The following is a 22,747-nucleotide window of genomic DNA, read 5'->3' on the forward strand; positions in this document are numbered from 1 at the left end:
TAGCTTTTTAACTTTACAGGATAGCTTATGATTATTTGAAGTTCTGCGGCTTTGATATAGCTTCTGTGCTATCTCAGCATTATAGTCACTATTTATACTAGTGCGATTAAGTTCCTTTTTTATAGCTCTTTCACTATAGCCAATTTTATTGGCTATTTGAGATGTTTGGTATCCTAATTTAAGTAATTCTTCTATACAATATCTATTTGAAAGAGTTAAGTGCTTTGGCATTTTTTAGTTCCTTATCGTTTATTTTAGTTTCGTTAAAACCTAATAAACTATATTTGGAACTCTCTTTCAACTATTTAAAACTTTCAGAATACAATCTAGCTTTTATAAACTCTGTAGAGTGGGTAATATTCTGCTATAATATAAAGTTCTAATAAAATATTAACTGCTGAGCAACTATGCTTAAAAATGTACTAAAAACTAATTTTAAAGACTTCAAAGAAATCTTTAAAAAACCTAAGCAACACAACTATTATTTACCTAAATATTTACAACTTAAATATACATTTGTGCCAATATTAATTTTGGTTGTATTTGCATTTTATAATCTTGATACACCTGTTGAGAACTATATCAAACATTCAATGCCTGAAGCTGTTGGTAATACTTTTAGATATATTACTGATGTTGGTAAAGCCGAATATATCCTAATAATATGTGGAGTGATAGTTATAGTTAGACTATTTATCAATATTGATAAGCTTTCTGAGAGTACCAAAATTGCTTTTAATAAGATTTGTATATATTCAGGATTTATTCTAGCAACTGTAGCAATAAGTGGTATTGTAGGCCAGGTTCTCAAAATTATAATAGGCAGAGCTAGACCGAAATTTTTCTTAGAATATGGATCGCATTATTTTCAGCATTTTCATGCCCTAGGTTATGATTTTGCAAGTATGCCTTCAGGACACTCGATCACAGTCGGTGCGATGTTTATAGCGTTTTTTTATATCTTTCCAAAATTTAGATATTTGTGGTACGTACTTATAGTTGTATTCGCTGGTAGTAGAATTATAGTTGGTTCTCATTATCCTAGTGATGTGATTTTTGGAGTGGCTTTGGGTTGTTATTGTACCGCATATATATATTGTTGGATGTTAAATAGAGAATTGCTTCCGGAAAAATAAAACTCTAAAAATATTTAATTATATCTTAATTTATTTTTATAAAAAGATTTCTAAAAAAACTCCAAAGATTCTATTAAATTTGATATTATATCTAATATCTTTTTTATTCATTAAATTAAGTAATCAAAAAATGACTTTAATCGATGGCAAAAAGCTTTCTATAGATCTAAAAGAAAGATTGACCGATCAACTTCGAGAATACAAAGAACAAACTGGTATAGTTCCTAAATTAGTAGCAATAATTGTTGGCGATGATCCTGCTAGTAAGACTTACGTAGGCTCAAAAGAAAAAGCCTGTGAAAAAGTTGCTATAAACTCAGAAGTTATAACACTTCCTGAAGCAACAACTGAGCAAGAGTTGTTAGAATTGATTGACAAACTAAACAACGACTCTAGCGTACATGCTATTCTAGTGCAATTACCGTTACCAACTCATATTAATAAACAAAAAGTTATCTATGCTATCAAGCCAGAAAAAGACGTGGATGGTTTTCATCCAGCAAATGTTGGTAGACTACAGCTTAGAGACAAAAAGTGTCTAGAGTCTTGTACACCCAAAGGTATCCTGACTATGCTTAAAGAGTATGGTATACAGACAGAAGGCGCTCATGCAGTAGTAGTTGGAGCTAGTAATGTAGTCGGCAAACCTGTTTCTCAGTTATTATTAAATGCCAAAGCAACTGTCACAACGTGTCATAGGTTTACTAAAGATCTCAAATCCCATACAACTAAAGCAGATATTTTGGTAGTAGCTGTAGGTAAGCCAGGTTTTATCACAGCAGATATGGTCAAAGATGGTGCTGTGGTTATAGACGTTGGTATTAATCATGTTGATGGTAAAATAGTTGGTGATGTTGATTTTGAAGCTGTCAAAGATAAGGTTGCTGCGATTACTCCAGTACCGGGCGGTGTTGGTCCTATGACTATTACAGAGCTTCTTTATAATACTTTTCAGTGTGCTCAGGAGTTAAGTAGGTAGTGAATTTGTTATGGCAAGTTATATCCTCTTGGGCGGATATCTCTAGGCTAATGGATAAGATTAAAAAGATTCCCGCTTGCTCGGGTATACTAATTTATGTAGAAAGGAAATAACATGGCAAGCTTAAAATATGAAGATGCTGGCGTAAATATTGAAGCAGGTAATGAAGCTGTTAATAGAATGAAAGAACATGTCAAAAAGACATTTACAAAGAATGTTTTGACAGGTTTGGGGAGTTTTGGGTCTCTTTATTCATTAAAAGATATCATCAGTAACTATGATGATCCTGTTTTAGTACAATCGATAGATGGTGTTGGAACTAAAACTAAAGTTGCTGTAATGTGTGGCAAGTTTGAGAATCTTGGTTATGATCTTTTCTCAGCTACGACAAATGATATTGTTGTGATGGGCGCTAAACCAATCACTTTTTTGGATTATGTTGCTCACGATAAGCTTGATCCTGTGATTATGGAAGAGCTTGTCAAAGGTATGTCTAAGGCGTGTGTTGAGTGTGGCGTATCTCTAGTTGGTGGTGAAACTGCTGAAATGCCAGGGGTATATCAAGCTGGTGAGATTGACATGGTAGGTGTCATCACAGGTATTGTTGATAAGAATAAAGTTATCAATGGTGAGAATATCAAAGAAGGCGATGTTGTATTTGGTCTTAGTTCATCAGGATTACATACAAACGGATACTCATTTGCACGTAAATTATTCTTTGATGTCGCTGGCAACAAGCACACTGATACATATCCAGAGCTAGATGGCAAAACTATTGGTGATGTATTGCTAGAGCCACATATTAATTATACTAATATTATCCACGATTTCTTGGATAATGGTGTTGATATCAAAGGTATGGCACATATTACAGGTGGTGGATTTATAGAGAATATCCCAAGAGTATTACCTCAAGGGTTAGGTGCAAATATCTCTAAAGATAGCTTTGAAACTCCTGCTATCTTTAGAGTTATGCAAAGAATTGGCGATATTAGTGAGTTTGAGATGTATCGCTCATTCAATATGGGTATAGGTATGGCTATAATTGCCAGTCAAGATCAATTTGATAAGATGAAAGAGTTAGCCCAAAAGCATACAAATACAAAACTATATCAAATAGGTAAGATTACAAATACAGGCAAGGTGGAAATTATCTAATGATTGATAAACAAATCATCATCAATAATATACAAAATGTTTTAAAATCAACAGATCTTGATATCAAAGATAAATACACTGGTAAAGTTAGAGATATGTACTTTACTGATGATAAAAGTATTTTGATATCAACCGATAGACAGTCAGCTTTTGATAGATCGTTAGGGTTTATTCCATTTAAGGGTCAGATTCTTGCTCAATCATCGGTTTGGTGGTTCAAAGAAACTGCTCATATTGTTAAAAATCATTTTATAGCATCTCCAGATGCAAATGTCGTAATAGCAAGAAAAGCAAAAGTGCTACCAATTGAGTTTGTGGTTAGAGGCTATATAACTGGTTCAACTTCAACATCGTTGTGGACTCATTACAAAAATGGCAGTCGTAACTACTGTGGTAATATTCTTCCAGAAGATTTGAAAAAGAATCAAAGGCTACCACAAAATATTCTAACACCAACAACAAAAGAACAAGACCGTGATAGACCAATTTCTGCCGAAGATATCGTCAAGGAGGGTTGGTTAACTCAAGAGCAATGGGATTATGCTTCACAAAAAGCCTTAGAGTTATTTGAATTTGGTCAGCAAAAAGCCCTAGAACATGGTTTGATATTAGCTGATACAAAGTATGAGTTTGGAGTTGATGAAAAGACTGGCGAATTTATTTTAATAGATGAGATTCATACACCTGATAGCTCAAGATTTTGGCTAAAAGATAGCTATGCTGAGAGATTTGAAAATGGTGAAGAGCCAGAAAATATTGACAAAGAATTTTTTAGATTATGGTTTGCAAAAAACTGTGATCCATACAATGATGATATCTTACCTCAAGCACCACAGGAGCTAGTTGTAGAGCTATCACAAAAATATATAACTCTCTTTGAGATGATAACTGGGCAGAAGTTTGAAGTACCAGAGGATATAGAAAATATTAATCATAGAATCGCAAAAAATGTTACAGATTATTTAAATACGGAGAGTCAAGTGAATATTCTTCTAGTAGGTTCAGGAAGTAGAGAGCATGCAATAGCCGAAGCAGTTAAAAGAAGTACTATTAAGAATCAGCTTTTTTATATAAGCACAGCGGTAAATCCTGGTATTGATAGAATAGCTCAAGGATATAAAGTTGGTAATATCTGTGATTGTGAGGCAGTTCTTGAGTATGCAAAAGCAGAGAGTATTGATATAGCTATCATTGGTCCAGAGGCACCACTTGAAGTTGGTCTTGCTGATACTCTTAAAGCAAATGGTATAGGTGTAGTTGGCCCAACTAAGAAGCTTGCTCAACTTGAAACATCAAAAGGTTTTACAAGAGACCTAATCCGTGACTATGATATAGGTGCAAATCCTTTCTTTAGAAAGTTCTCAACTATGGATGGTGTAGAAGAAACTCTCAAGGAGTATAGAAATCAGTTTGTCATAAAAGCAGACGGTCTAATGGGGGGTAAAGGGGTTCTTGTATGGGGAGATCACTTGCATGCAATGAGTGATGCTCTTAAACATTGTCAGTCATTGATAGATTCAGGCAAGGAATTTGTGATTGAAGAGAAGCTTGTCGGTCAAGAGTTCTCTTTGATATCTTTCACTGATGGTGAGCATTTTATTCATATGCCAGCTGTACAAGATCACAAACGTGCACATGAAGACGATAAAGGCCCAAATACTGGTGGTATGGGCACTTACTCAGATGCTAACCATAGCTTACCATTTTTATCAGATTCTGATATAGCTAGAGCAAAAGAGATAAATGAGAAAGCTGCAAAAGCTTTAGCTGATAAATTCGGCGAACCTTATCAAGGTATTTTATATGGTGGTTTTATGGCTACTAAAGATGATACCAAAGTTATTGAGTATAATGCTCGTTTTGGGGATCCTGAGGCTATGAATTTGCTAACTTTACTAGAAACAGATTTTGTTGAGATAGTACAAGCAATAACTAACGGTACTCTTGATAAGGTAAGAGCTGAATTTAAAAATCAAGCTAGTGTATGTAAATATCTAGTACCACTAGGATATCCAAATCAATCAGTCAAAAATTTTGAAATAGATATTTCAAAATGCCCTGATAATATTGAAATTTTCTTAGGAGCTGTAGATTTTAGAGATGGTAAATTAATTGGTACGGGCTCTAGGGCAATAGCAGTATTAGGTCTAGGTGATACAATAGCTGAAGCTGAGCAAAAAGCAGAAAACGCTGTCAAAAATATCTACGGTAAGTTATTTCATCGTCCTGATATTGGTACTAAAGAGCTTATCAATAAGCGTATTAAGCATATGAACTTACTGCGTGGTGATAAGTATCAGGAGCTATAGAAATGTCTAAGCTTAAAATTGTTGTATTAGGTTCTACACGAGGGACTAATATGCAAGCTATAATAGATGCTATAGCGAATAAGCAAATAGATGCTGAAATAAGTTTGGTTATCTCTAATAAGCCAGATTCCTATATTCTACAAAGAACAAAAGATCATAATATAGCTAATAAATCCATACCTTCGAAAGGTTTATCAAGAGATGTCTATGATAAGCTTCTTTTTGAAGAAATACAAAAATACAATCCCAATTTGATTTTACTAATTGGCTTTATGCGTATTTTAAGTCCAGTATTTATAAAGGCTTTTGAGGGTAAAATTCTAAATATTCATCCATCGTTATTGCCAAAGCATGCAGGATTAATGGATTTGTCAGTACACCAGTCAGTCATAGATGCTAGAGATAGTATATCTGGATGCACTATTCATCAAGTAAGTGAAGAGGTTGATGGCGGTGATATTGTTTTACAGCTAAAATGTGATGTAACAAAAGAAGATACTGCTGAAAGCTTAAAAGAAAAAGTACAAGCTCTCGAGAGTAAAGCTTGGATAGAGGTTATTAAGAGTTGGGGTGAGTAATTTTTTAGTATTTATATGATAAAAAAATCAAGCTAAAACAACCAAATAGTCATACCCGCGAAAGCGGGTATCTCTTAGCTTTTTGGTTTATATTAAAAAGATTCCCACCTGCGTGGGAATGACAACTATTTTATGATAATTTTAGCAATATAGTTGATGACATTTCAGGTTATCTAAATGGAGACAAAGAGATGAGTATAGATGTTGGTGTAATCATGGGCTCTAAATCTGATTGGAGTACAATGAAAGAGTGTTGTGATATTTTAGAAAATCTAGGTATCAGTTATGAGTGTGATGTTGTTTCAGCTCATAGAACTCCTGACAAAATGTTCCATTATGCTGAGACAGCTAAATCTAGAGGCCTAAAAGTAATAATTGCAGGTGCTGGAGGTGCTGCTCATCTACCGGGGATGGTTGCTGCTAAAACAGATCTACCAGTATTAGGTGTACCTGTGAAGTCTAGCACGTTAAGTGGCAAAGATAGCTTACTATCTATCGTACAGATGCCAGCAGGTATTCCAGTTGCTACTTTTGCGATTGGTGTGGCAGGGGCTAAAAATGCTGCTCTTTTTGCGGCAAGTATATTACAACTTGTAGATTCAAAAGTTGGTCAAGCATTAGCTAAGTTTAGAGCAGATCAAACTCAATCAGTACTAGATAATCCTAATCCGAGGGAACAGTAATATGAAAATAGGTATTATTGGAGTAGGTCAACTTGCAAGGATGCTAAGTATAGCTGGTACGCCTTTAGGTCTAGAGTTTTACTGTCTTGGTAAAACAGGTGATTGCGCCGAAGAGGTTGTAAAAAGTGTAACAGATATTGATTTAGAACAAATTAATGATGTAGTTACATGGGCAAAACAGTTTGATGTAATAACTTTTGAGAATGAAAATATATCTCATGAGCTTATCAAAGCAATTAACCATAATGTGAATGTATATCCATCTGCGAAAGCTATTGCTATCTCTCAAGATAGATTACTTGAGAAATCTTTTATGCAAGATCATGGTATAGCTACTGCTAAATTTGTAAATATTGATAGTCTAGACAAGCTTGAAAAAGCTGTACAAGATTATGGAATACCGGCTATAGTCAAAATACGTAGATTTGGCTATGATGGCAAAGGTCAATTTGTGATGAAATCTCAAGAAGATGTATCAAAAGCTTGGGATACTCTTAAAAATGCTCCAGATGGTCTTATTTATGAGGCTTTTGTTGATTTTGATTATGAAGTTTCGCAGATATGTACGGCTGATATTAAAGGAAATATAGCTTTTTATCCATTAGCTAAAAATATTCATAAACAAGGTATTATAGTGGAATCAGAAGCGCCTTTTGAAAATCTAGTATTAGCTGAAAAAGCACAGCAGATAGCTAAAACATTAGTCAAAGAGTTTGCCTATGTAGGTACTTTAGCTATAGAGTTCTTTGTCAAAGGTGATGAGTTAATAGTCAATGAGATAGCTCCTAGAGTTCATAACAGTGGACACTGGAGTATTGATGGTTCAATTACCTCACAGTTCGAAAATCATGTTAGAGCTATTACTGGATTAATTTTGGGTGATACAACTAGTCGTAAAACAGTGATGTTGAATTGTATTGGTGGTATGCCAGCTACAAAAGATTTAGCAGCACTTGATAGAGTTAAGATTCACAGTTATAACAAAGAACCACGTAAAGGCAGAAAAGTAGGGCATCTTAATCTCAATCTAAATGATGAAACTGATGCTTATCAGTTATTACAAGCTAAAAAGCTTATAGAACTTTCTCAAGAGCTTTAATTTAAGATAAAAGCATTTTTTATCCAGTTAATATCTTCTTTGTTAATTGCTATTAAATCGAATCTACATTCGTAGTTTTCAAACTTAGGATTCTGTTGTAAGAAAATATTTGCTGCATTAATAAGTTTTTGCTGTTTACTGTAAGTTAGCGTTTCTTCTGCTTTAGCAAATTTTGTTTTGCTACGATATTTTACTTCGATAAATACAAGAGTATTTTGCTCTAAAGCAATAATATCAATTTCACCATAAGGTAAGGCTCTGAAGTTTTGAGCTAGAATTTGTAAGTTTTTAGTTTGTAAAAATTTAGAGGCTTGTTCTTCAGCTTTATTACCTATTTCAATTGTTTTCATATTTTTAGAAGTTTTTATAACTGTGATATATATTGTACGAATAAATGTTATTGGTAGATTAAAGATCTATAGTCACATTTAGCTTTGTTACTTTAATTAATTCCACTATGTCGAAGCAGGGCTTCTTCATTTGGTTTACGCCCCATAAATGCTACAAAGTTATCCATAGCATCACGTGAAGAGCCCTTTGAAATTATGTTTTCTAATAAGTCATTACCAGCTTCGTTACTAAGGATTCCTTCATTTTCAAAACGTGAAAACACATCTGAAGAAAGTATTTCAGCCCATTTGTAGCTATAGTATCCAGCAGCATAACCACCAGCAAAAATATGCGAAAATCCATTTTGGAATCTATTGTAGCTAGGAGTTTTAAGCAAGCTTACTTTTTCTCTGATATTATCTAGCTCATTTTGGACTTCAGTCGCGGTAGTTAATTTCTTATAGTGGATATTCATATCAAATATACCAAACTCAAGTTGTCTAACCATCATCAATGCAGATTGAAAATGTCTAGTGCCTACAAGTTTATCAATTTGTTTATCACTAAGGACTTTACCATCTCGTGATCCAGATATGATAGCTAGTCCTTCTTCACACCAGCAGAAATTCTCCATGAATTGGCTAGGTAATTCCACAGCATCCCATTCAACTCCATTAGTTCCAGAAATTGAAGCAATAGTTACACGTGATAAGATATGATGAAGGGCATGTCCAAACTCGTGAAATAGTGTTACTACATCGCTATGAGTTAAGTTTGCACCATTTTTGGATGGTGGCAAAAAATTGCAATTAACATAAGCGACTGGTTTTTGAACTAAGCCATCTAATTTGATAAATGCAGTACGTGAACCATCCATCCATGCCCCACCGCGCTTATTATCACGAGCAAAAAAATCACAAATTATACTACCGATATATTCCCCATCTTTGAAAAAATCGAAAGTTTGTTGCTCTGCAACATATTTTGTATAGTTTGTATTTTCTGTGATTTCTAAATTATAGATTTTATTAAGTATCTTGAATAGTCCTTCTAAAACTCTCTCTAATGGGAAATATTCTCTAAGCTCTTCTTCAGTAAAATCAAATTTAGCTTTTTTGAGCTTCTCAGAATAATATGCTGTATCCCATGGTTGAAGAGCATCTACTAGTCCTGCATCTTCAGCAAATCTACGTAATTCATTAAGTTCTTTCTTTGCTTGAGGCAATGACTTCTCAAGAAGATTATTAAGTAACTCAAGTACTTGGTTTGGAGATTCTGCCATTTTGGTAAATAGAGAGTTCTCTGCATAATTATCAAAGCCAAGTATTTGCGATTTTTCAGCACGTAGTTTTAGGATTTTTTCAATATTGTCATCATTATCGAAGTTTTTGCTGTCTGCCTCTTTTGATGCCCTAGTACAGTATGCTTTATAGAATTTCTCACGTAAATTGCGATTGTCAGCTTGTTGCAATATTGCTAGGTATGTCGGAATATCTATTCCTAATGCATATTTTTCAGAAATATTTTTTTGTTTAGCTTTATTTATTGCTGATTCAATAGTATTTTGAGACATACCTTTTAGCTCTTTCTCATCATTTGTGGTGTAGAGCCAGTCCATAGTAGCATCTAAGACATTATTTTCAAATTTTGTAGTTAGCTGAGCTAACTCTTGCGAGATCTCTTGCAATCTTTTTCTTTTTGATTCGTCAAGATTTACGCCTGATTGCTCAAATCCGACAATAGCTTTTTTTATGGCTTGGGCTTGTTCAGCATTAAGCTCGTGATTTTGAATTTGTTTATATAGATTGTATAAATCTTTATTTTGTCCAAGCTTGGTATAGTAATCTGTAAGTTTTGTTACAGCGTATTCGTAGCTCTCGCGTAACTCTTTAGAGTTACAAACAGCATTCATATGAGCAATTGTAGAAAACGCTTGGCTTATTCTCTCATCATCTACTTCTAGTTGTAGGAGAGTTTGCCAGCTAGGATTTTGCTCTTGCAGTGCCTTTTGTAGATTAGTTTCAGCATGCTCAAAAAGATGGTCTATTGCTGGCTTGACTTCATCAGTTTTAAACTCAGCAAGTTTAGGTAAATTAGATTCTTCTAGTATTGAATTCATGGTAGCCTCAAAATAATGTTTAGATATAATATTGATAAGTTATAATTTATATATGTTAACTATATTATTATAATCAAGGTTTTTTTGCTATGATGACTTTACAAGAAGAAAAAATTCAAGCCCCAGTTTTTTTCAAAGAATACATAGATGGGCAAATTATTCTTAATATTGGCGAATATAATCAGCCCTTAATTTTATCTTCTACTGAAGTGCTAGAATACCAAGACAAAATTAGTGATATAAATAGTATTAATAAGAGCCATCTTGATCTTGTGCTATCAACTAGTCCAGAAATTATCATTATTGGTACAGGGAAAAAACAATTATTACCACCAATAGAAATAATTAATGAGCTAGCAAAAGCTGGTAGAAGTGTTGATTTTATGGCAAGTGATATTGCTTGTAAGACATATAATTTACTTGTTAATGAAAATCGTAGTGTCAGTTGTATAATCATTTGATAAACAGCTATTTATTTAACAGTAATTAGTGTTATAATCGATTTTGAGTATATAAACTTAAAAAGAGTAATATGTATGAAAAAATAATTAAACTTAGTCTTTTATCTTTGTCAATCGCAGGTCTTGCTAGTTGTTCTATAGTATCAGGTGATAAGCCTGCTGCTCAGGACCAAGCAACGCAAGCTTCAGATGCGACAGCTGTTCAAGCTTCTACTGCAAGCACAGCACCTACGGCTAAGATAAAGCTAAAGAAAACTAACCAAGATGATATCAAAGCTACTATCTATACTACTTACAATAATAACCCTCAAGGAAGTGTAAGATTACAATGGCAAGCACCGGAAGGATCTAAGTGTCATGACACTAGTTTCTCTATAACTAAGTATGCTGAAAAGAACGATAAAACTTGGGCTACTGTAGAAATCAAACAGAGTAATAAGTATTGTAGCGGTAAGTGGACAGCAAACGTTCTTTTTGATAAGCAAGTAATTGCTTCTGATTCAATCAATGTATAGTCATCCTGAAAATTGACTGAATTCTTTTAAATATCTACTCTTTAATTTAGAAAATCAGATTATTATTAAATAGCACTTTTTGCTATACTTTATTACTCAGGAATAATAACGGTAATAAATTTTATGAAAAAGGTTTTAATAACATCTGTGGTATTGTCGGCAGTATTAAGTCTTAGTTCTTGTGGATCTAGTACTGCAGAACAAATCCAACAGCTTCAGCAGACACAAAAACAATTGAGCGAGCAAGCATCTCAGAATCTTGCTAATATCGATAGTTTACAAACTAAAATAGCCAAGTATAGGTTACAAGCAGATGATTTACAAAAAGAATCAGATAAATTGGGTAGTGATATTGATGATTTCAAGAAAGCGTATAGTAACTTTAGTGATCCAAATAATGATAGTGCAATAGCTGTTAATAAAGAACTAGTGCAAAAGACTCTTCAAAAAGCTAAAATTGATGAGAAAATAAATGAGTATCGAACTCTTGCAAATGGATATCAATCGCAGATAAACAATTTAAAAGCTACTTCACAAACTCAAGCTAACCAAGCATCTAAAATAGCTCAACAAATTGTAGAGCTTCAGTCTAAATCAAAATAATATGTATATTTGTTATCTTGAGTTGTTAATCTTCTTCTCTGTACACGATAATTTTTTCATATTTTAGGTTCCTTAGTGGTTTTATTGAATATTTTGAGGCGCAAGGAGAAATCATTGTTATAAAATCCAATTTTTTGAATAGCATTTACAATCATGTCCAGTCCATATCTGAAGTAAGAGTTTTGAGGTCTCCCATGCTTTTTACGTATAATTTTTTGTATTTTAGCATTCCTATACTCACCAACCTTATAAGCCCAGACAAAAGCAATAGATAGCAAAGCCATAAGCTTAGCTATCTTATTCTTATCTGTTAAATGAGTATCTTCAAAGTTAAAACCTCTTGTTTTTAGTGCTTGAAATAGATTTTCAATCTCCCACCTAAGACCATACATTGACACTAAATCTGCGATATTATTAGAATTACTAGCGACAATAAGTAGCTCTTCATCACTACTTCTAGTTCCAGATAAATAAACACTTGAGTTTCTAAGTTTTTGTTTAGACTTAAGAGTCTTATGTTCATGTACACCAATATTACGAAACAAGTTTGAAACTTTAGTTTCTCCACCATTTGAAGCTGTAGCTAGTAAATTATTACGAACTCGTATAGCATAGCTAATCTGCTGATTATCTAACCAACTTAACCAATCACCGCCTATAAATTCTCTATCTCCCAATAGACAACCTATACGATTTTTACCAAAATTAGAAATAAACTTTTGCATAAGTTTTATTCTTATTTGAGAATCACTATTACCTTTATGATCTAGCAACTCATAGTATAAAGGGATTGCTATGCTTTCATAAGCAATTGATAATACCAAAATGTTTATATCTGTTTTACCAAACTTCCAGTTTGTCCTATCTAAAATCAAATTCCATTTCTTTTTTGTTGATAATAGCTGAAGAGTGTTAAATCTAGCTACATCATCAAAGTCAAAACCTACATCTTTAAAGAAATTTTGAATTCTTCTATAGTTTGAAGATATTTTATTATTGTTTTTAAAGTGGACAGCTATTTTTGATAGATTGACCGTTTGTGATGATATTAATCCAAGTAATAGATTGCTAAGGCAATCTATTCTTGACTTGTGCCAATTAAATATTTCAGATAGACTTCCTGTTAGCTGATTAAAGTACTTTTTCATCTTTCGCAAATAATGAGTATATAAGGCTTTAATCAGTCCTTTCAATATTTTTTATCGTGTACAGAGAATCTTCTTTACTTAAGGTGTCTAGCTGATAAAATATATGTTTATAAGACTATACAGATAAACTTAATATATGAAAAAAAATCTATCAGCTTTGTTAATTTGCTTAATTTCTTTAATAACTTTGATGTTAACAGCTTATGCTTCTGATACAGAAAAATTAACTGAGCTACAAAAAAATCAGCAACAAATACAGCAGCAGACTGTGGTCCTCCAAGAGGAAATAGCTAAGGTTCAGCAGAAAGCTGATAAATATGAGAAGCTATCTAATAAATATAAGAGTTTATTGGATAAGCAACAGCAAGAGATTGATAAGATGGAGGCTCAGCATGCTAAACTTAGTAAAGAGAATGCAGCTGAAGCATTAGCTAAAAAACAAGAATTAAAAGCACAATTAATGAAATCTGCCCAAGATTCTGTACATATTCAAAAAAGACTTAAACACTATACTAAAAAAGCATCTATTTATAGAGAAAAATCTCAGAAGTTAGAAGAACAAACAAAACAAACTCAAGATAATCTTGAGCAAACGAATCAAGAAATTCAACAACTTAAAGATAAGATAGTTGTTGAGCAAAAAGGAAACTAAAAAGTAATGGATAAGAATATAATGAAAAAGATTTTACTATTAACTTTAATAACTGCTGGTTTAGCTGGATGTAGTACATACAACTCATTTGTTGATAAGCTGTATAGTTCCGATGATTCAATACAAGTTAATCCTGATGATAATCTTGATAATCCTGATCAAGAAGATCTTCAAGATAGTTCAGAAGATAAGCCAACAGCTACTTTGAACTTGAACTATCAACCAGAGTCTCATGAAATTGAGGCAAAGATAATAACCAATTGGAATGGTGCACCACAAGGCACTATTTATTTAACATGGAGAGCACCTAAAGATACTAACTGCTATAGCACATCTTTCCCTATTACAAAGTTTAAAGATGCTCAAGACTATACTGTGGACAATCAGAGTGTTCTTAGTCATGATAAGGTTTGTGCTGGTACTTGGACTGCTACTGTTGTTAATAAATCTGACAATTCAGAATTAGCTAAGTCTTCAGTTGAGATTAAATAATTTTTCTAGTACTTTCAGATACTACAATATTTCTTACTAACATAAATTCCTAATACGAGAATTAATTGTGAAAAACTTTGTCAAAAAGATTAATTTTAACGACTGTATATTTTACTTTCTTGCTATTTCACTATTTTTGGTATTTTTAATGCCTTTTATGAAATATACCCCACTAAATTTAGTGCCAGTGTTATCAGGGGGTAAGATTACTCATTATTTTAATGATACTTTTAGTGCGAATATTTATCTGTTTTTAGATAGATATTATATTTTTTCTATACGCTTTGTATTGCTAGTGTCGCTATTTTGCTAAATAAGCAAAGTCTTTCTAAACTTATACAAGTATTCTTGAGCTTTGGCAATCTAGTAAGATATTCAATCTTCATGTTTTTTATGTTTGGTATTGTATCTTCAGTTTTTGCAATTTCACCATCAATTGCATTTAAAGGAGTTAGTATAACATTTTTACAATTTATCTGCGTATTGTTTATTGCAGGTTATGTGAGAGATAATTTTAAGTCTATACAATATTTTTATGTGACTATATTGCTCTCTTTAATTTTCTTCGGAGGAGCGTTATTTCTACAGCTATCATTAGCTAATTATTCGGTCTATGGAGCTGTGGTTGCAGGTAACATCCAAAAAGTTTTATTGTTCATATATAACTGTCTAAATCCAAGATTTTTGGATAATTACTTTAGCTGGTTCTGCCTTTGTTATTATTACCATGGTTTATTGATTTAAGACCTATTTACAAGATAGGTTCTTTTATAGCATTAACTATAGTTTGGTTTGTGTTGATAAATCATGCTTTTAGAACAATATTCGTTGAGTATATTGTAATAATACCTTTGCTTTTTATTTTTGCTCGTAAGTATTTTAAGATAGTTGTCTTGATACTTAGCTTAACTTTGGTTTGTGGAGGTTTACTAGACTTGTTCTATACTCATTTTATATCAGCGGTTGATAATACTAATATTAAGTCATCAGCAGATCTTATTAGAGGAGGTTTTAGTGGTAGGATTTCTCTATGGAATGAAGCATTCTGGATAGGTGTAGAACATCCTCTTACTGGAGTAGGGCAATGGAATTACCTTGCAATTACTAAGCGACCAGATTGATATCCTCATAATTTACTACTAGAAATATGGTCGCAATGGGGTATTCCAGCTTTTATTGCTGCGATTATAGTTATTATTACAGCGGTTAAAAATTTACTTAAAAAACGTATAGATATTTGTGTTAACCCTTATCACTGTATATTTGTGATGATGCTAACAGCTGGAATGATAGATGGCATGTTAAATGCTATGTTTAAAACATCGCTAGGATTATTTGGTTGTGTGTTTGTATTTGGCTTTTGCGTATCTATTTTTGTAAAACAATCTAAGCAGAATACTGATGTGTCAGTTGTAAGCTATATAGTAGTTGGGACATTAATATTTGCTAGTATATTTTGTATAACAATATTACCTCTTATATTTCCACCTATGTGGATCTAGGTCTTGGCTTAATTAATATTATTGAAACTATATTTTAAAATTTAAAAGGATTAATTGTTTTTATCATGTTGAAATAAATTCAAGATGGCAAGGTATACTGCTTATACATAATAGGCTAACAATATTTTCTATTTAAGGGGTTTTATTTATACAAATTATTAATTATTTTCTTCCCAAGGTACAGCGTAATCACATTCTGTATTTGGGCATGTTTTTTGTTCACCATCTTTTTTAGTTGTTTTATGTAAAAGTATTGGTGATTTACATTTTGGACATTCTTCTTTTATTGGTGGATGCCAGTAAGCATTTTTACATTTAGGGAAGCCTGAGCAAGCATAAAATACTTTGCCTTTGCGAGATTTTTTCTCAACAATGTGATTTTTATTGCACTTAGGGCATACTACACCGGTATCTTTAAGTTTTTCGAGAGGTTCCATGTGTTTACATGTTGGGTAATTAGAACAGCCAATAAACTTACCATAACGTCCTTGCTTGATGTGTAGATCAGATTCGCACTCTGGGCATTTTCTACCTTCGACAATATTAGGTTCTTCTTTTTCTATTTCTTTACCATCATTATCAATGCGACGAGTGTATTTACAGGTAGGGTAGTTTGTACAACCAATAAATCTACCATTTTTGCCTAAGCGAGATGATAATTTACTACCACATTCAGGGCAGTCTTCATCAAGTTCCTCTTGGACTACATCTTTACGAGATACATCTTCAGAAATTTTGTTGATTCTCTCAATGAAAGGCTTCCAGAAGCTATTTAATACGGTTAGATAGTCATTTTTATGATTAGCGATTTCATCAAGTTCTTTTTCTAGTCCTGCAGTATAAGAATACTCAACATATTTTTTGAAATACTCGGTTAAGAATTTATTTACAATACGACCTTTGTCAGTAGATATAAAGCGACGTTTATCAACCTCTACATAGTCTCTTTGTTGTAATGTTGAAATGATAGTGGCGTATGTCGATGGTCTGCCAATACCATGTTTTTCTAAAGCTTTAACTAAAGATGCTTCGGTGTAACGAGGAGGAGGTTCAGTTGAGTGAGCCTTTATTATGATATCACTTAATGGTATTTTTTCACCTTTTTCAAACTTCGGTAAAGTTTGCTCATCATCAGAATCTTTTTCATCTTCATCTTTTTCAACATTATAGATTTTTAAAAATCCTGCATCGACAATGACAGTTCCTGTAACTCTGAATTTGTGCTTTGTGTTTTCTGTTATTAAATCAACAGATGTGCTATTTAATGTTGCATGCTTCATTTGGCAAGCAATAGTTCTATTATATATTAGGCTATACAGTTTAAACTCGTCTGAGGTTAAGTGTTGCTTTATTGATTCAGGAGTTCTATTTGCAGCTGTTACACGGATAGCTTCATGAGCTTCTTGAGCATTTTGTGACTTTTTGCCAAAAATTCTAGGCTTAGATGGTAGCATGTCATTATCAAATTTAGACTCAATAAAGTTTCTTATGTCATTTAGAGCATCATTAGATAGGTTGGTTGAGTCTGTTCTCATATAAGATATAAGACCCACAGATTCACCATTACCAAGATCAATACCTTCATAAAGTTTCTGAGCTGTAGACATTGTTCTTTTAGCAGTGAAGCCTAATTTCTTTGAAGCTTCTTGTTGAAGTGTCGATGTTATAAAGGGAGGATAAGGGTTTCTTCTAGTTTTCTTTTCTGCGATTCCTTCAACTATCAAAAATCCGTTTGCATCTTTAATAATGGTAGATTTAGTTTTGTCAGCATCTTTTTCAGTAGTAAAAGTAAATTGTTCTACTTTAGAGTTATTAAACTCTATCAAATTTGCAAATATTTGTTTTTGCTTAAAGAGATCTGCAGTTAGACTCCAATAGTCTTGTTTGATGAAGTTTTCACGCTCTATTTCACGCTCAACGATCATTCTCAAAGCTGGGCTTTGGACTCTTCCTGCTGATAATCTACTAGTTATTTTGCGCCATAGCAAAGGCGATAAATTAAAACCAACTAGAAAGTCTAATGCTTGACGAGCTTTTTGAGCATTAACTAAATCCATAGAAAGTTTTTTTGGATTCTCTATAGCATTTGTTACTGCTGATTTTGTAATCTCATTAAATGTGACACGATAAACATTTTTATCTTTTAGTAAGCGCGCATTTTTGAGTACTTCTTGTACATGCCAAGATATGGCTTCTCCTTCCCTATCTGGGTCGGTAGCAAGATATATGTTTTCGGCATTTTTTGCAGATTTTTTGATAGCATCTAAATGTTTCTTGCTTTTTTCACTTGTTGTAAACTTGATTTTAAAGTCATCATTTACATCAATAGAGGTATCTTTAGAAGGTATTTCTCTAACATGTCCAAATGATGCTAAAATATCAAAATCGTTACCAAGATATTTTTTTATAGTCTTCGTTTTGGCTGGTGACTCTACAATTACTAAATTTTTTGCCATTTTTAACCTTTGAAATAATTTTGTATAAAAAGAGTATTTCTATGAATACTCGCAAGTGAATTAATAAAATATAAGAAAACCGTCAGCTTATCAATAGTTAATGTATAAAAGTTGGTTTTATAGCAAGCAAATATAGACTATAATTTCTTGAGTACTCTATATAATAAGTTAATTTATATATTTTAAGGTTTTTTTAAAATGAATCAAAAATGTGCAAAAGTTGTGTCTTTGTTGCAACAAAAAGGTGGCTCAGGAAAAACAACAACGGCAATTAATATTGCGTGTGGCCTAAAAGAGCAAGGCTACAAAGTTGCTATAGTTGATATGGATAAAGATAAACCAGATGCATACATGTGGATGACAAAAAACAGTGATGCTAGTGATTTTGTTTATAACCTTGACGAGAAAAATGTAAGAGAAAAGGTTATGGAATTAAAACAGAATTTAGATTTTGTTGTTATTGATACGCCACCTAATTTTCAAACAGCGGCTCTGAAGTCAGCACTGTTATCTGACTTAGTAGTTATACCGTGTTCTCCAAGTGGTATGGATTTGTCAGGTTTGATAGAAGCTAAAGATTTGGCTTTAACAGCTGAGAAGCCATACAAGTTTTTTGCTAATAGAGTGCAAATGCAATCAAATATGGCAAAGAGCTTACTAGAGTTTTTTGAAGAAGATGGAAATTTCTTTGAAGCTTATGTCTCTCAAAGTGTTAAGTTCATTGAGGCTGAAGCTGAAGGAGTATATGTTGGTGATTATGCGAAACAAAGCAAAGTACATATTCAAGTTAAAAAATTAGCTAGAGAAATAATAGAGTTTTTTGGAGAAGAAAAATAATGGTTAAGAAAGTTTCTTTAATGAACCGTAAAACTAATCCTAAAATTTATGACGCAGTAGCCCAAGAAAAAAAAGATATTCTTAGAGCTATGCAATTACAGGAGCTCAGTGATCAAGTAAGCAAAGTAGGTCAACTTTTTGAATTGCCTTTGAATCTTGTTAAACCTGATGCTAATCAGCCAAGAAAAACATTTAAGAATATTGATTCTCTTGCGGAAAGTATTCGAGAAAATGGTATTATTCAGCCAATTATTGTTACTGCTAAAAAAGATGATGGAGTGCATCATATAATTGCTGGAGAAAGAAGGTATTTAGCAAGTCAAAAAGCAGGTTTGACAACTATACCGTGTATTGTAAGACAAGAAGAGTCTGATGCTAGTATTATTTTATTACAGCTTTTAGAAAATGATCAAAGAGAGAATGTATCACCGTTTGAAGAGGCTGATGCATTAAGAGATTTGATTGAAAATAAGAATGTTAAAAAGTCTGATATAGCCAAAGTCCTAGGTCGGGATAATAGTTGGATATCTATGCGTCTAAAAATAGCAGATGCTGAAGATAACATTCGTGAATTATCAAATAAAGGCATTATTGAAGATGTAAGAACTTTATATGAACTTAAAAAGTTCGCAGAAGAGATACCCGAAGGTGCTCAACAGTTTGTTCAAAAAGCTTTAGAAAATAAAATATCAGGATCATATCGTAGTGCTATCACTAGATATAGAGATAACTGGAAGCGTAAGGCTGAGATATTAGATAGTGAAAAGATCAATGTGATTAATATCAAGAATATTTCTAAAGATGGTAATCTTCTGATAATAAAGGGTGCCAGAGGGTATTCAAAGAATCATAGCTATACTTTTGAGATAACAGAAGAATTTAAAAAAATATTATTTGATGCATTAATAAGTTAATAAAATTAAGATGAAAATGGCAATATTACAAACAGACCATATTCCAGAGCATCGACGTGGGGTTGCAGGTGGTAATTATCCTGAGATGTTTGCTAATCTTTTTTTTAAGTTGTCTGTAGTTGTTGATTTTGATATTTATGATGTAACTATTCAAGAATATCCAGAAAATTATGATATTTATGATGGTTTTATTATTACAGGTAAGTAAAGCTACGGCTTTTGATAATCTTGGATGGATAGTTAAGCTAAAAGCAGAAATAAAGAAACTTTATGAGCAAAACAGAAAGATTATAGGTATCTGTTTTGGACATCAAATTTTAGCTCAAGCACTTGGTGGGAGAGTAGAAAGAGGTCCTAAGGGGGTTGCAGTAGGGGTGCGTAATGTTGAGGTTCTAATAAAGAAACCATGGATGAATCCGTTTCATAACTATCTGAGCTTATTATTTTATCATCAAGATATGATAGTAGAGCTCCCTAAGAATGCGGAGCTAATAAGTACAAGTGATTATTGCAAAGTTCAAATGTTTTGTATCAATAATTATATTTTAGGAATACAAGCCCATCCTGAAATGTTAAAAGTACACAATCATGCTCTTATAAAAGAATATCAAGATGATATAAAAAATGAATTTCATCACGCTTTAGAAAGTTTGAGAATTAGAGATAATAGTTTAATAATAGCCCACTGGATGGCTAATTTTTTTGAGTATAAGGATTAGGTATGCGACAAATAGGTAGAATTATAGTCTTTGGAGATAGCCTTTTAGATAATGGTAATATTATGAAGACATTAGATATACCAGGTAAACCATACCATGACGGTAGGTTCTCAAATGGGCTTGTTTCAACAGAGGTTTTGGCCGATATTTTAGCTAAAGATCAAAAAGTGCAAGAAATTAAACATAAAAATTATGCAATAGGTGGGGCATTGACCCATGGAGCTAATCCTTCATCTCTATTGCGTTATCATTCGTTTGCAGTATCTGATCAAGTTGCTAGATTTGAGAATGAAGAAGGTCGTTTTGCTGCTGATGATTTGGTTATTGTCAATGGTGGAGCAAATAACTTCATGTTTATGGTATATAATGAAATACCATATATAAATCTAATGCCAAAATTTAGAGTAGCTAGAGACTTAAATAAAATTGTCCGTAAAGTTATAAAAATGGGTGCTAAAAATATAATCTTGTGGAATATTCCAGATGTAACTAGAGCACCAGGATACAAAGAGTATCTTTCTAGCTGGGTTGGTAAATTTTTTAAGTCATATTTGAAAACTAATGTAAATTTGCAAAATGGATTATTAAGAAATCGTGTAGTAGAGCTTCAAATGCTTTTTCCAAGTGTTAATCTTAAGCTTTTTGACTTTTTTACACTATTAAATGATTGTATTGATTCTCCAAGAAAATATGGGTTTGAGAATGTTACTGATGCCTGTGTTGATAGCTATGGTGGAGCTGATTCTTTAGGCAATATTCAATATGATATCGAAGTTCTTGGTGATCCTGAAAAGTACTTATGCTGGGATTATTGCCATCCAACTGCAAAGGCTAATAGGGTTGTAGCAAATAAGATGTTAGAGCTATGGAAACATGATATTTAGATTTAATAATAGAATCTTTAAAGCTCCTTTGTAAATTTGGTTAAATATTTATGCAAGATACTTTAACTACTGATTTTGATCTATCAAGTTATCCAAATGCTTTAATTGTATTAAAATCTCAAATTAAAGACTGTAATGAAGAGTCTGAATATCATAGTCATTCTGAAGCTCAGTTAATATTGCCAACTAAAGGACTTATTCAGTCAAATGTCGAGGCTAAGATTTGGGCAGTACCTTTAGGCAGTGCATTATGGATTCCTAGCTATGTTTATCATAGTAATCTAATTACGAAAGGTGGTGAAATGTGTATGACTTTCGTAGATAAGTTAATGCTTGTTAATATGCCGAAGAAAGCTTGTGTATTATACATATCTCCTTTAATAAAAGAGTTGATTCTATACTTATCGCAACAGACAGTTTTAGAACAATTGAATTATGAAAACCAAAAAATAGCTAGCGTTTTAATTGATCAATTATCAAAGATGTTACCAACATTTTATAATTTTTCTTTACCGTCAGAAAAGATTTTACAAGAAGTAGCTCTTCAATGGCTCAGTAAACCAACAAAGGCTAGATTGTATTCTCAATGTTTATAGAGATACCAAAATGTACTTCATTAGGTGTCAAGTAATTTAAACATTTCTTAGGTCTATTATTCAAGTCTATCTGTAACTTTCTAATGTATTGATGAGATATATTGTTAAAGTTAGTACCTTTAGATATAAATTGTCTGATATACCTATTCATGTTTTCATTAGTACCTCTTTGCCAAGGACTGTATGGATCAGCAAAGAATACTTTGATGCCAGTCTTGCTAGTTAGCTTCTTATGTTTAGCAAACTCTTTACCATTATCAAATGTAGCTGTTAATATTTTATGACCATTAGATACTTTGTACAATATTCTATTGATTGAATTAGCTGTTCTATCTATAGACTTGGCTAAAATAGTAAATCTGCTAGCTCTATCGACCATTGTTACAATAGCACTTTTATGGTCTTTACCAACAATAGTGTCACCTTCAAAGTGATAAAGATTTTTTCTATTATTAGCACTGCTAGGTCTTTCAGAAATACTCGCTCTATCCTTTATCTTAACTTGTTTAGAGTCACCTTCTTTTTTGTATTTATATTGTCTAGCTTTGAAAAATAATAAGTGTCTAAGCTTTAACTT

22 protein-coding genes and 2 pseudogenes are annotated in these 22,747 nt (G+C 32.5%); 18 read left to right on the forward strand and 6 right to left on the reverse strand.

The window, feature by feature from the left end; genetic code table 11:
• A partial coding sequence (locus F8C69_RS02605; RefSeq protein WP_159183974.1) for a helix-turn-helix domain-containing protein occupies positions 1 to 231 on the reverse strand: 231 nt, incomplete at its 3' end.
• 176 nt (positions 232 to 407) lie between these two features.
• Between F8C69_RS02605 and lpxE the strand changes: the two genes are divergently transcribed.
• From lpxE to F8C69_RS02640, 7 genes are all read left to right on the forward strand, one after another.
• Positions 408 to 1,136 (forward strand): lipid A 1-phosphatase LpxE, encoded by a 729-nt coding sequence (lpxE, locus tag F8C69_RS02610; RefSeq protein WP_159184080.1) that lies wholly within the window; start codon positions 408 to 410, stop codon positions 1,134 to 1,136.
• Between the two features lie 130 nt (positions 1,137 to 1,266).
• Positions 1,267 to 2,115 (forward strand): bifunctional methylenetetrahydrofolate dehydrogenase/methenyltetrahydrofolate cyclohydrolase FolD, encoded by an 849-nt coding sequence (gene folD, locus F8C69_RS02615; protein ID WP_159184081.1) that lies wholly within the window; start codon positions 1,267 to 1,269, stop codon positions 2,113 to 2,115.
• Between the two features lie 114 nt (positions 2,116 to 2,229).
• On the forward strand, positions 2,230 to 3,273 hold the full coding sequence (gene purM / locus F8C69_RS02620; protein ID WP_159184082.1) for a phosphoribosylformylglycinamidine cyclo-ligase: 1,044 nt from the start codon (positions 2,230 to 2,232) through the stop codon (positions 3,271 to 3,273).
• On the forward strand, positions 3,273 to 5,582 hold the full coding sequence (locus F8C69_RS02625; protein ID WP_159184083.1) for a phosphoribosylaminoimidazolesuccinocarboxamide synthase: 2,310 nt from the start codon (positions 3,273 to 3,275) through the stop codon (positions 5,580 to 5,582). Before purM ends, F8C69_RS02625 begins: the two co-directional genes overlap by 1 nt.
• 2 nt (positions 5,583 to 5,584) lie before the next feature.
• The gene (gene purN / locus F8C69_RS02630) at positions 5,585 to 6,160 is read left to right on the forward strand and encodes a phosphoribosylglycinamide formyltransferase (RefSeq protein WP_159184084.1); all 576 of its coding nucleotides are present in this window, start codon (positions 5,585 to 5,587) and stop codon (positions 6,158 to 6,160) included.
• A gap of 191 nt (positions 6,161 to 6,351) precedes the next feature.
• Positions 6,352 to 6,843, forward strand: coding sequence for a 5-(carboxyamino)imidazole ribonucleotide mutase (gene purE / locus F8C69_RS02635; RefSeq protein WP_159184085.1), 492 nt, complete (start codon positions 6,352 to 6,354; stop codon positions 6,841 to 6,843).
• A 1-nt stretch (position 6,844) separates the two neighbouring features.
• Entirely contained in the window at positions 6,845 to 7,942 is a 1,098-nt protein-coding gene (locus F8C69_RS02640) for a 5-(carboxyamino)imidazole ribonucleotide synthase (RefSeq protein ID WP_159184086.1), read from the forward strand.
• On the opposite strand, the gene F8C69_RS02645 is transcribed toward F8C69_RS02640, so the two are convergent.
• Both F8C69_RS02645 and F8C69_RS02650 read right to left on the reverse strand, forming a co-directional pair.
• Positions 7,939 to 8,292: a YraN family protein gene (locus tag F8C69_RS02645; protein WP_159184087.1), complete on the reverse strand. Its 354-nt coding sequence runs from the start codon at positions 8,290 to 8,292 to the stop codon at positions 7,939 to 7,941. The two genes, F8C69_RS02640 and F8C69_RS02645, sit on opposite strands and share 4 nt — an antisense overlap.
• Before the next feature lie 92 nt (positions 8,293 to 8,384).
• On the reverse strand, positions 8,385 to 10,391 hold the full coding sequence (locus F8C69_RS02650; protein ID WP_159184088.1) for a M3 family metallopeptidase: 2,007 nt from the start codon (positions 10,389 to 10,391) through the stop codon (positions 8,385 to 8,387).
• 89 nt (positions 10,392 to 10,480) lie between these two features.
• On the opposite strand from F8C69_RS02650, the gene F8C69_RS02655 reads away from it, so the two are divergent.
• The 3 genes from F8C69_RS02655 to F8C69_RS02665 all read left to right on the forward strand — a co-directional run bounded on the left by F8C69_RS02655 (position 10,481) and on the right by F8C69_RS02665 (position 11,970).
• On the forward strand, positions 10,481 to 10,852 hold the full coding sequence (locus F8C69_RS02655) for an Mth938-like domain-containing protein (RefSeq protein ID WP_159184089.1): 372 nt from the start codon (positions 10,481 to 10,483) through the stop codon (positions 10,850 to 10,852).
• A 71-nt stretch (positions 10,853 to 10,923) separates the two neighbouring features.
• Positions 10,924 to 11,367 (forward strand): outer member lipoprotein TUL4/LpnA, encoded by a 444-nt coding sequence (lpnA, locus tag F8C69_RS02660; protein ID WP_159184090.1) that lies wholly within the window; start codon positions 10,924 to 10,926, stop codon positions 11,365 to 11,367.
• Between the two features lie 123 nt (positions 11,368 to 11,490).
• Positions 11,491 to 11,970: a hypothetical protein gene (locus F8C69_RS02665; protein ID WP_159184091.1), complete on the forward strand. Its 480-nt coding sequence runs from the start codon at positions 11,491 to 11,493 to the stop codon at positions 11,968 to 11,970.
• Between the two features lie 56 nt (positions 11,971 to 12,026).
• Here the strand turns inward: F8C69_RS02665 and F8C69_RS02670 are convergent, their stop codons facing one another.
• Complete coding sequence (locus tag F8C69_RS02670; protein ID WP_234384283.1) at positions 12,027 to 13,118, reverse strand: IS4 family transposase; 1,092 nt, start codon at positions 13,116 to 13,118, stop codon at positions 12,027 to 12,029.
• 136 nt (positions 13,119 to 13,254) lie between these two features.
• Between F8C69_RS02670 and F8C69_RS02675 the strand changes: the two genes are divergently transcribed.
• The 3 genes and pseudogenes from F8C69_RS02675 (at position 13,255) to F8C69_RS02685 (ending at position 15,764) form a co-directional block, all read left to right on the forward strand.
• Positions 13,255 to 13,770 (forward strand): hypothetical protein, encoded by a 516-nt coding sequence (locus tag F8C69_RS02675; protein WP_159184092.1) that lies wholly within the window; start codon positions 13,255 to 13,257, stop codon positions 13,768 to 13,770.
• A gap of 21 nt (positions 13,771 to 13,791) precedes the next feature.
• The gene (lpnB, locus tag F8C69_RS02680) at positions 13,792 to 14,262 is read left to right on the forward strand and encodes a TUL4 family outer member lipoprotein LpnB (RefSeq protein ID WP_159184097.1); all 471 of its coding nucleotides are present in this window, start codon (positions 13,792 to 13,794) and stop codon (positions 14,260 to 14,262) included.
• 148 nt (positions 14,263 to 14,410) lie between these two features.
• Positions 14,411 to 15,764: pseudogene (locus F8C69_RS02685) on the forward strand (O-antigen ligase family protein).
• Positions 15,765 to 15,922: 158 nt separating this feature from the next.
• On the opposite strand, the gene topA reads toward F8C69_RS02685, so the two are convergent.
• On the reverse strand, positions 15,923 to 18,220 hold the full coding sequence (gene topA, locus F8C69_RS02690; RefSeq protein WP_159184093.1) for a type I DNA topoisomerase: 2,298 nt from the start codon (positions 18,218 to 18,220) through the stop codon (positions 15,923 to 15,925).
• 198 nt (positions 18,221 to 18,418) lie between these two features.
• Here topA and F8C69_RS02695 point away from each other — a divergent pair, with 198 nt between their 5' ends.
• The 5 genes and pseudogenes from F8C69_RS02695 to F8C69_RS02715 all read left to right on the forward strand — a co-directional run bounded on the left by F8C69_RS02695 (position 18,419) and on the right by F8C69_RS02715 (position 22,170).
• Entirely contained in the window at positions 18,419 to 19,057 is a 639-nt protein-coding gene (locus F8C69_RS02695; protein WP_159184094.1) for a ParA family protein, read from the forward strand.
• Complete coding sequence (locus F8C69_RS02700; protein ID WP_159184095.1) at positions 19,057 to 19,971, forward strand: ParB/RepB/Spo0J family partition protein; 915 nt, start codon at positions 19,057 to 19,059, stop codon at positions 19,969 to 19,971. The genes F8C69_RS02695 and F8C69_RS02700 overlap by 1 nt, the downstream gene beginning before the upstream one ends.
• Before the next feature lie 10 nt (positions 19,972 to 19,981).
• Positions 19,982 to 20,690: pseudogene (locus F8C69_RS02705) on the forward strand (glutamine amidotransferase-related protein).
• A gap of 2 nt (positions 20,691 to 20,692) precedes the next feature.
• Entirely contained in the window at positions 20,693 to 21,574 is an 882-nt protein-coding gene (locus F8C69_RS02710; protein ID WP_159184096.1) for an SGNH/GDSL hydrolase family protein, read from the forward strand.
• Positions 21,575 to 21,624: 50 nt separating this feature from the next.
• Complete coding sequence (locus F8C69_RS02715; protein ID WP_234384284.1) at positions 21,625 to 22,170, forward strand: AraC family ligand binding domain-containing protein; 546 nt, start codon at positions 21,625 to 21,627, stop codon at positions 22,168 to 22,170.
• Here the strand turns inward: F8C69_RS02715 and F8C69_RS02720 are convergent.
• The coding region (locus F8C69_RS02720; protein ID WP_159183791.1) for an IS30 family transposase at positions 22,145 to 22,747 on the reverse strand (603 nt) is incomplete at its 5' end. The genes F8C69_RS02715 and F8C69_RS02720 overlap by 26 nt on opposite strands.

Origin of the sequence: Francisella noatunensis subsp. noatunensis, from assembly GCF_009823375.1 — a bacterium.
Lineage (GTDB): Bacteria > Pseudomonadota > Gammaproteobacteria > Francisellales > Francisellaceae > Francisella > Francisella noatunensis.

What these genes read in the sequence shown, in the direction of transcription:
- lpxE (WP_159184080.1), top strand. Translation starts at nt 408, where the DNA reads ATGCTTAAAAATGTACTAAAAACTAATTTTAAAGACTTCAAAGAAATC.
- folD (WP_159184081.1), top strand. Translation starts at nt 1,267, where the DNA reads ATGACTTTAATCGATGGCAAAAAGCTTTCTATAGATCTAAAAGAAAGA.
- purM (WP_159184082.1), top strand. Translation starts at nt 2,230, where the DNA reads ATGGCAAGCTTAAAATATGAAGATGCTGGCGTAAATATTGAAGCAGGT.
- F8C69_RS02625 (WP_159184083.1), top strand. Translation starts at nt 3,273, where the DNA reads ATGATTGATAAACAAATCATCATCAATAATATACAAAATGTTTTAAAA.
- purN (WP_159184084.1), top strand. Translation starts at nt 5,585, where the DNA reads ATGTCTAAGCTTAAAATTGTTGTATTAGGTTCTACACGAGGGACTAAT.
- purE (WP_159184085.1), top strand. Translation starts at nt 6,352, where the DNA reads ATGAGTATAGATGTTGGTGTAATCATGGGCTCTAAATCTGATTGGAGT.
- F8C69_RS02640 (WP_159184086.1), top strand. Translation starts at nt 6,845, where the DNA reads ATGAAAATAGGTATTATTGGAGTAGGTCAACTTGCAAGGATGCTAAGT.
- F8C69_RS02645 (WP_159184087.1), bottom strand. Translation starts at nt 8,292, where the DNA reads ATGAAAACAATTGAAATAGGTAATAAAGCTGAAGAACAAGCCTCTAAA.
- F8C69_RS02650 (WP_159184088.1), bottom strand. Translation starts at nt 10,391, where the DNA reads ATGAATTCAATACTAGAAGAATCTAATTTACCTAAACTTGCTGAGTTT.
- F8C69_RS02655 (WP_159184089.1), top strand. Translation starts at nt 10,481, where the DNA reads ATGATGACTTTACAAGAAGAAAAAATTCAAGCCCCAGTTTTTTTCAAA.
- lpnA (WP_159184090.1), top strand. Translation starts at nt 10,924, where the DNA reads ATGTATGAAAAAATAATTAAACTTAGTCTTTTATCTTTGTCAATCGCA.
- F8C69_RS02665 (WP_159184091.1), top strand. Translation starts at nt 11,491, where the DNA reads ATGAAAAAGGTTTTAATAACATCTGTGGTATTGTCGGCAGTATTAAGT.
- F8C69_RS02670 (WP_234384283.1), bottom strand. Translation starts at nt 13,118, where the DNA reads ATGAAAAAGTACTTTAATCAGCTAACAGGAAGTCTATCTGAAATATTT.
- F8C69_RS02675 (WP_159184092.1), top strand. Translation starts at nt 13,255, where the DNA reads ATGAAAAAAAATCTATCAGCTTTGTTAATTTGCTTAATTTCTTTAATA.
- lpnB (WP_159184097.1), top strand. Translation starts at nt 13,792, where the DNA reads ATGAAAAAGATTTTACTATTAACTTTAATAACTGCTGGTTTAGCTGGA.
- topA (WP_159184093.1), bottom strand. Translation starts at nt 18,220, where the DNA reads ATGGCAAAAAATTTAGTAATTGTAGAGTCACCAGCCAAAACGAAGACT.
- F8C69_RS02695 (WP_159184094.1), top strand. Translation starts at nt 18,419, where the DNA reads ATGAATCAAAAATGTGCAAAAGTTGTGTCTTTGTTGCAACAAAAAGGT.
- F8C69_RS02700 (WP_159184095.1), top strand. Translation starts at nt 19,057, where the DNA reads ATGGTTAAGAAAGTTTCTTTAATGAACCGTAAAACTAATCCTAAAATT.
- F8C69_RS02710 (WP_159184096.1), top strand. Translation starts at nt 20,693, where the DNA reads ATGCGACAAATAGGTAGAATTATAGTCTTTGGAGATAGCCTTTTAGAT.
- F8C69_RS02715 (WP_234384284.1), top strand. Translation starts at nt 21,625, where the DNA reads ATGCAAGATACTTTAACTACTGATTTTGATCTATCAAGTTATCCAAAT.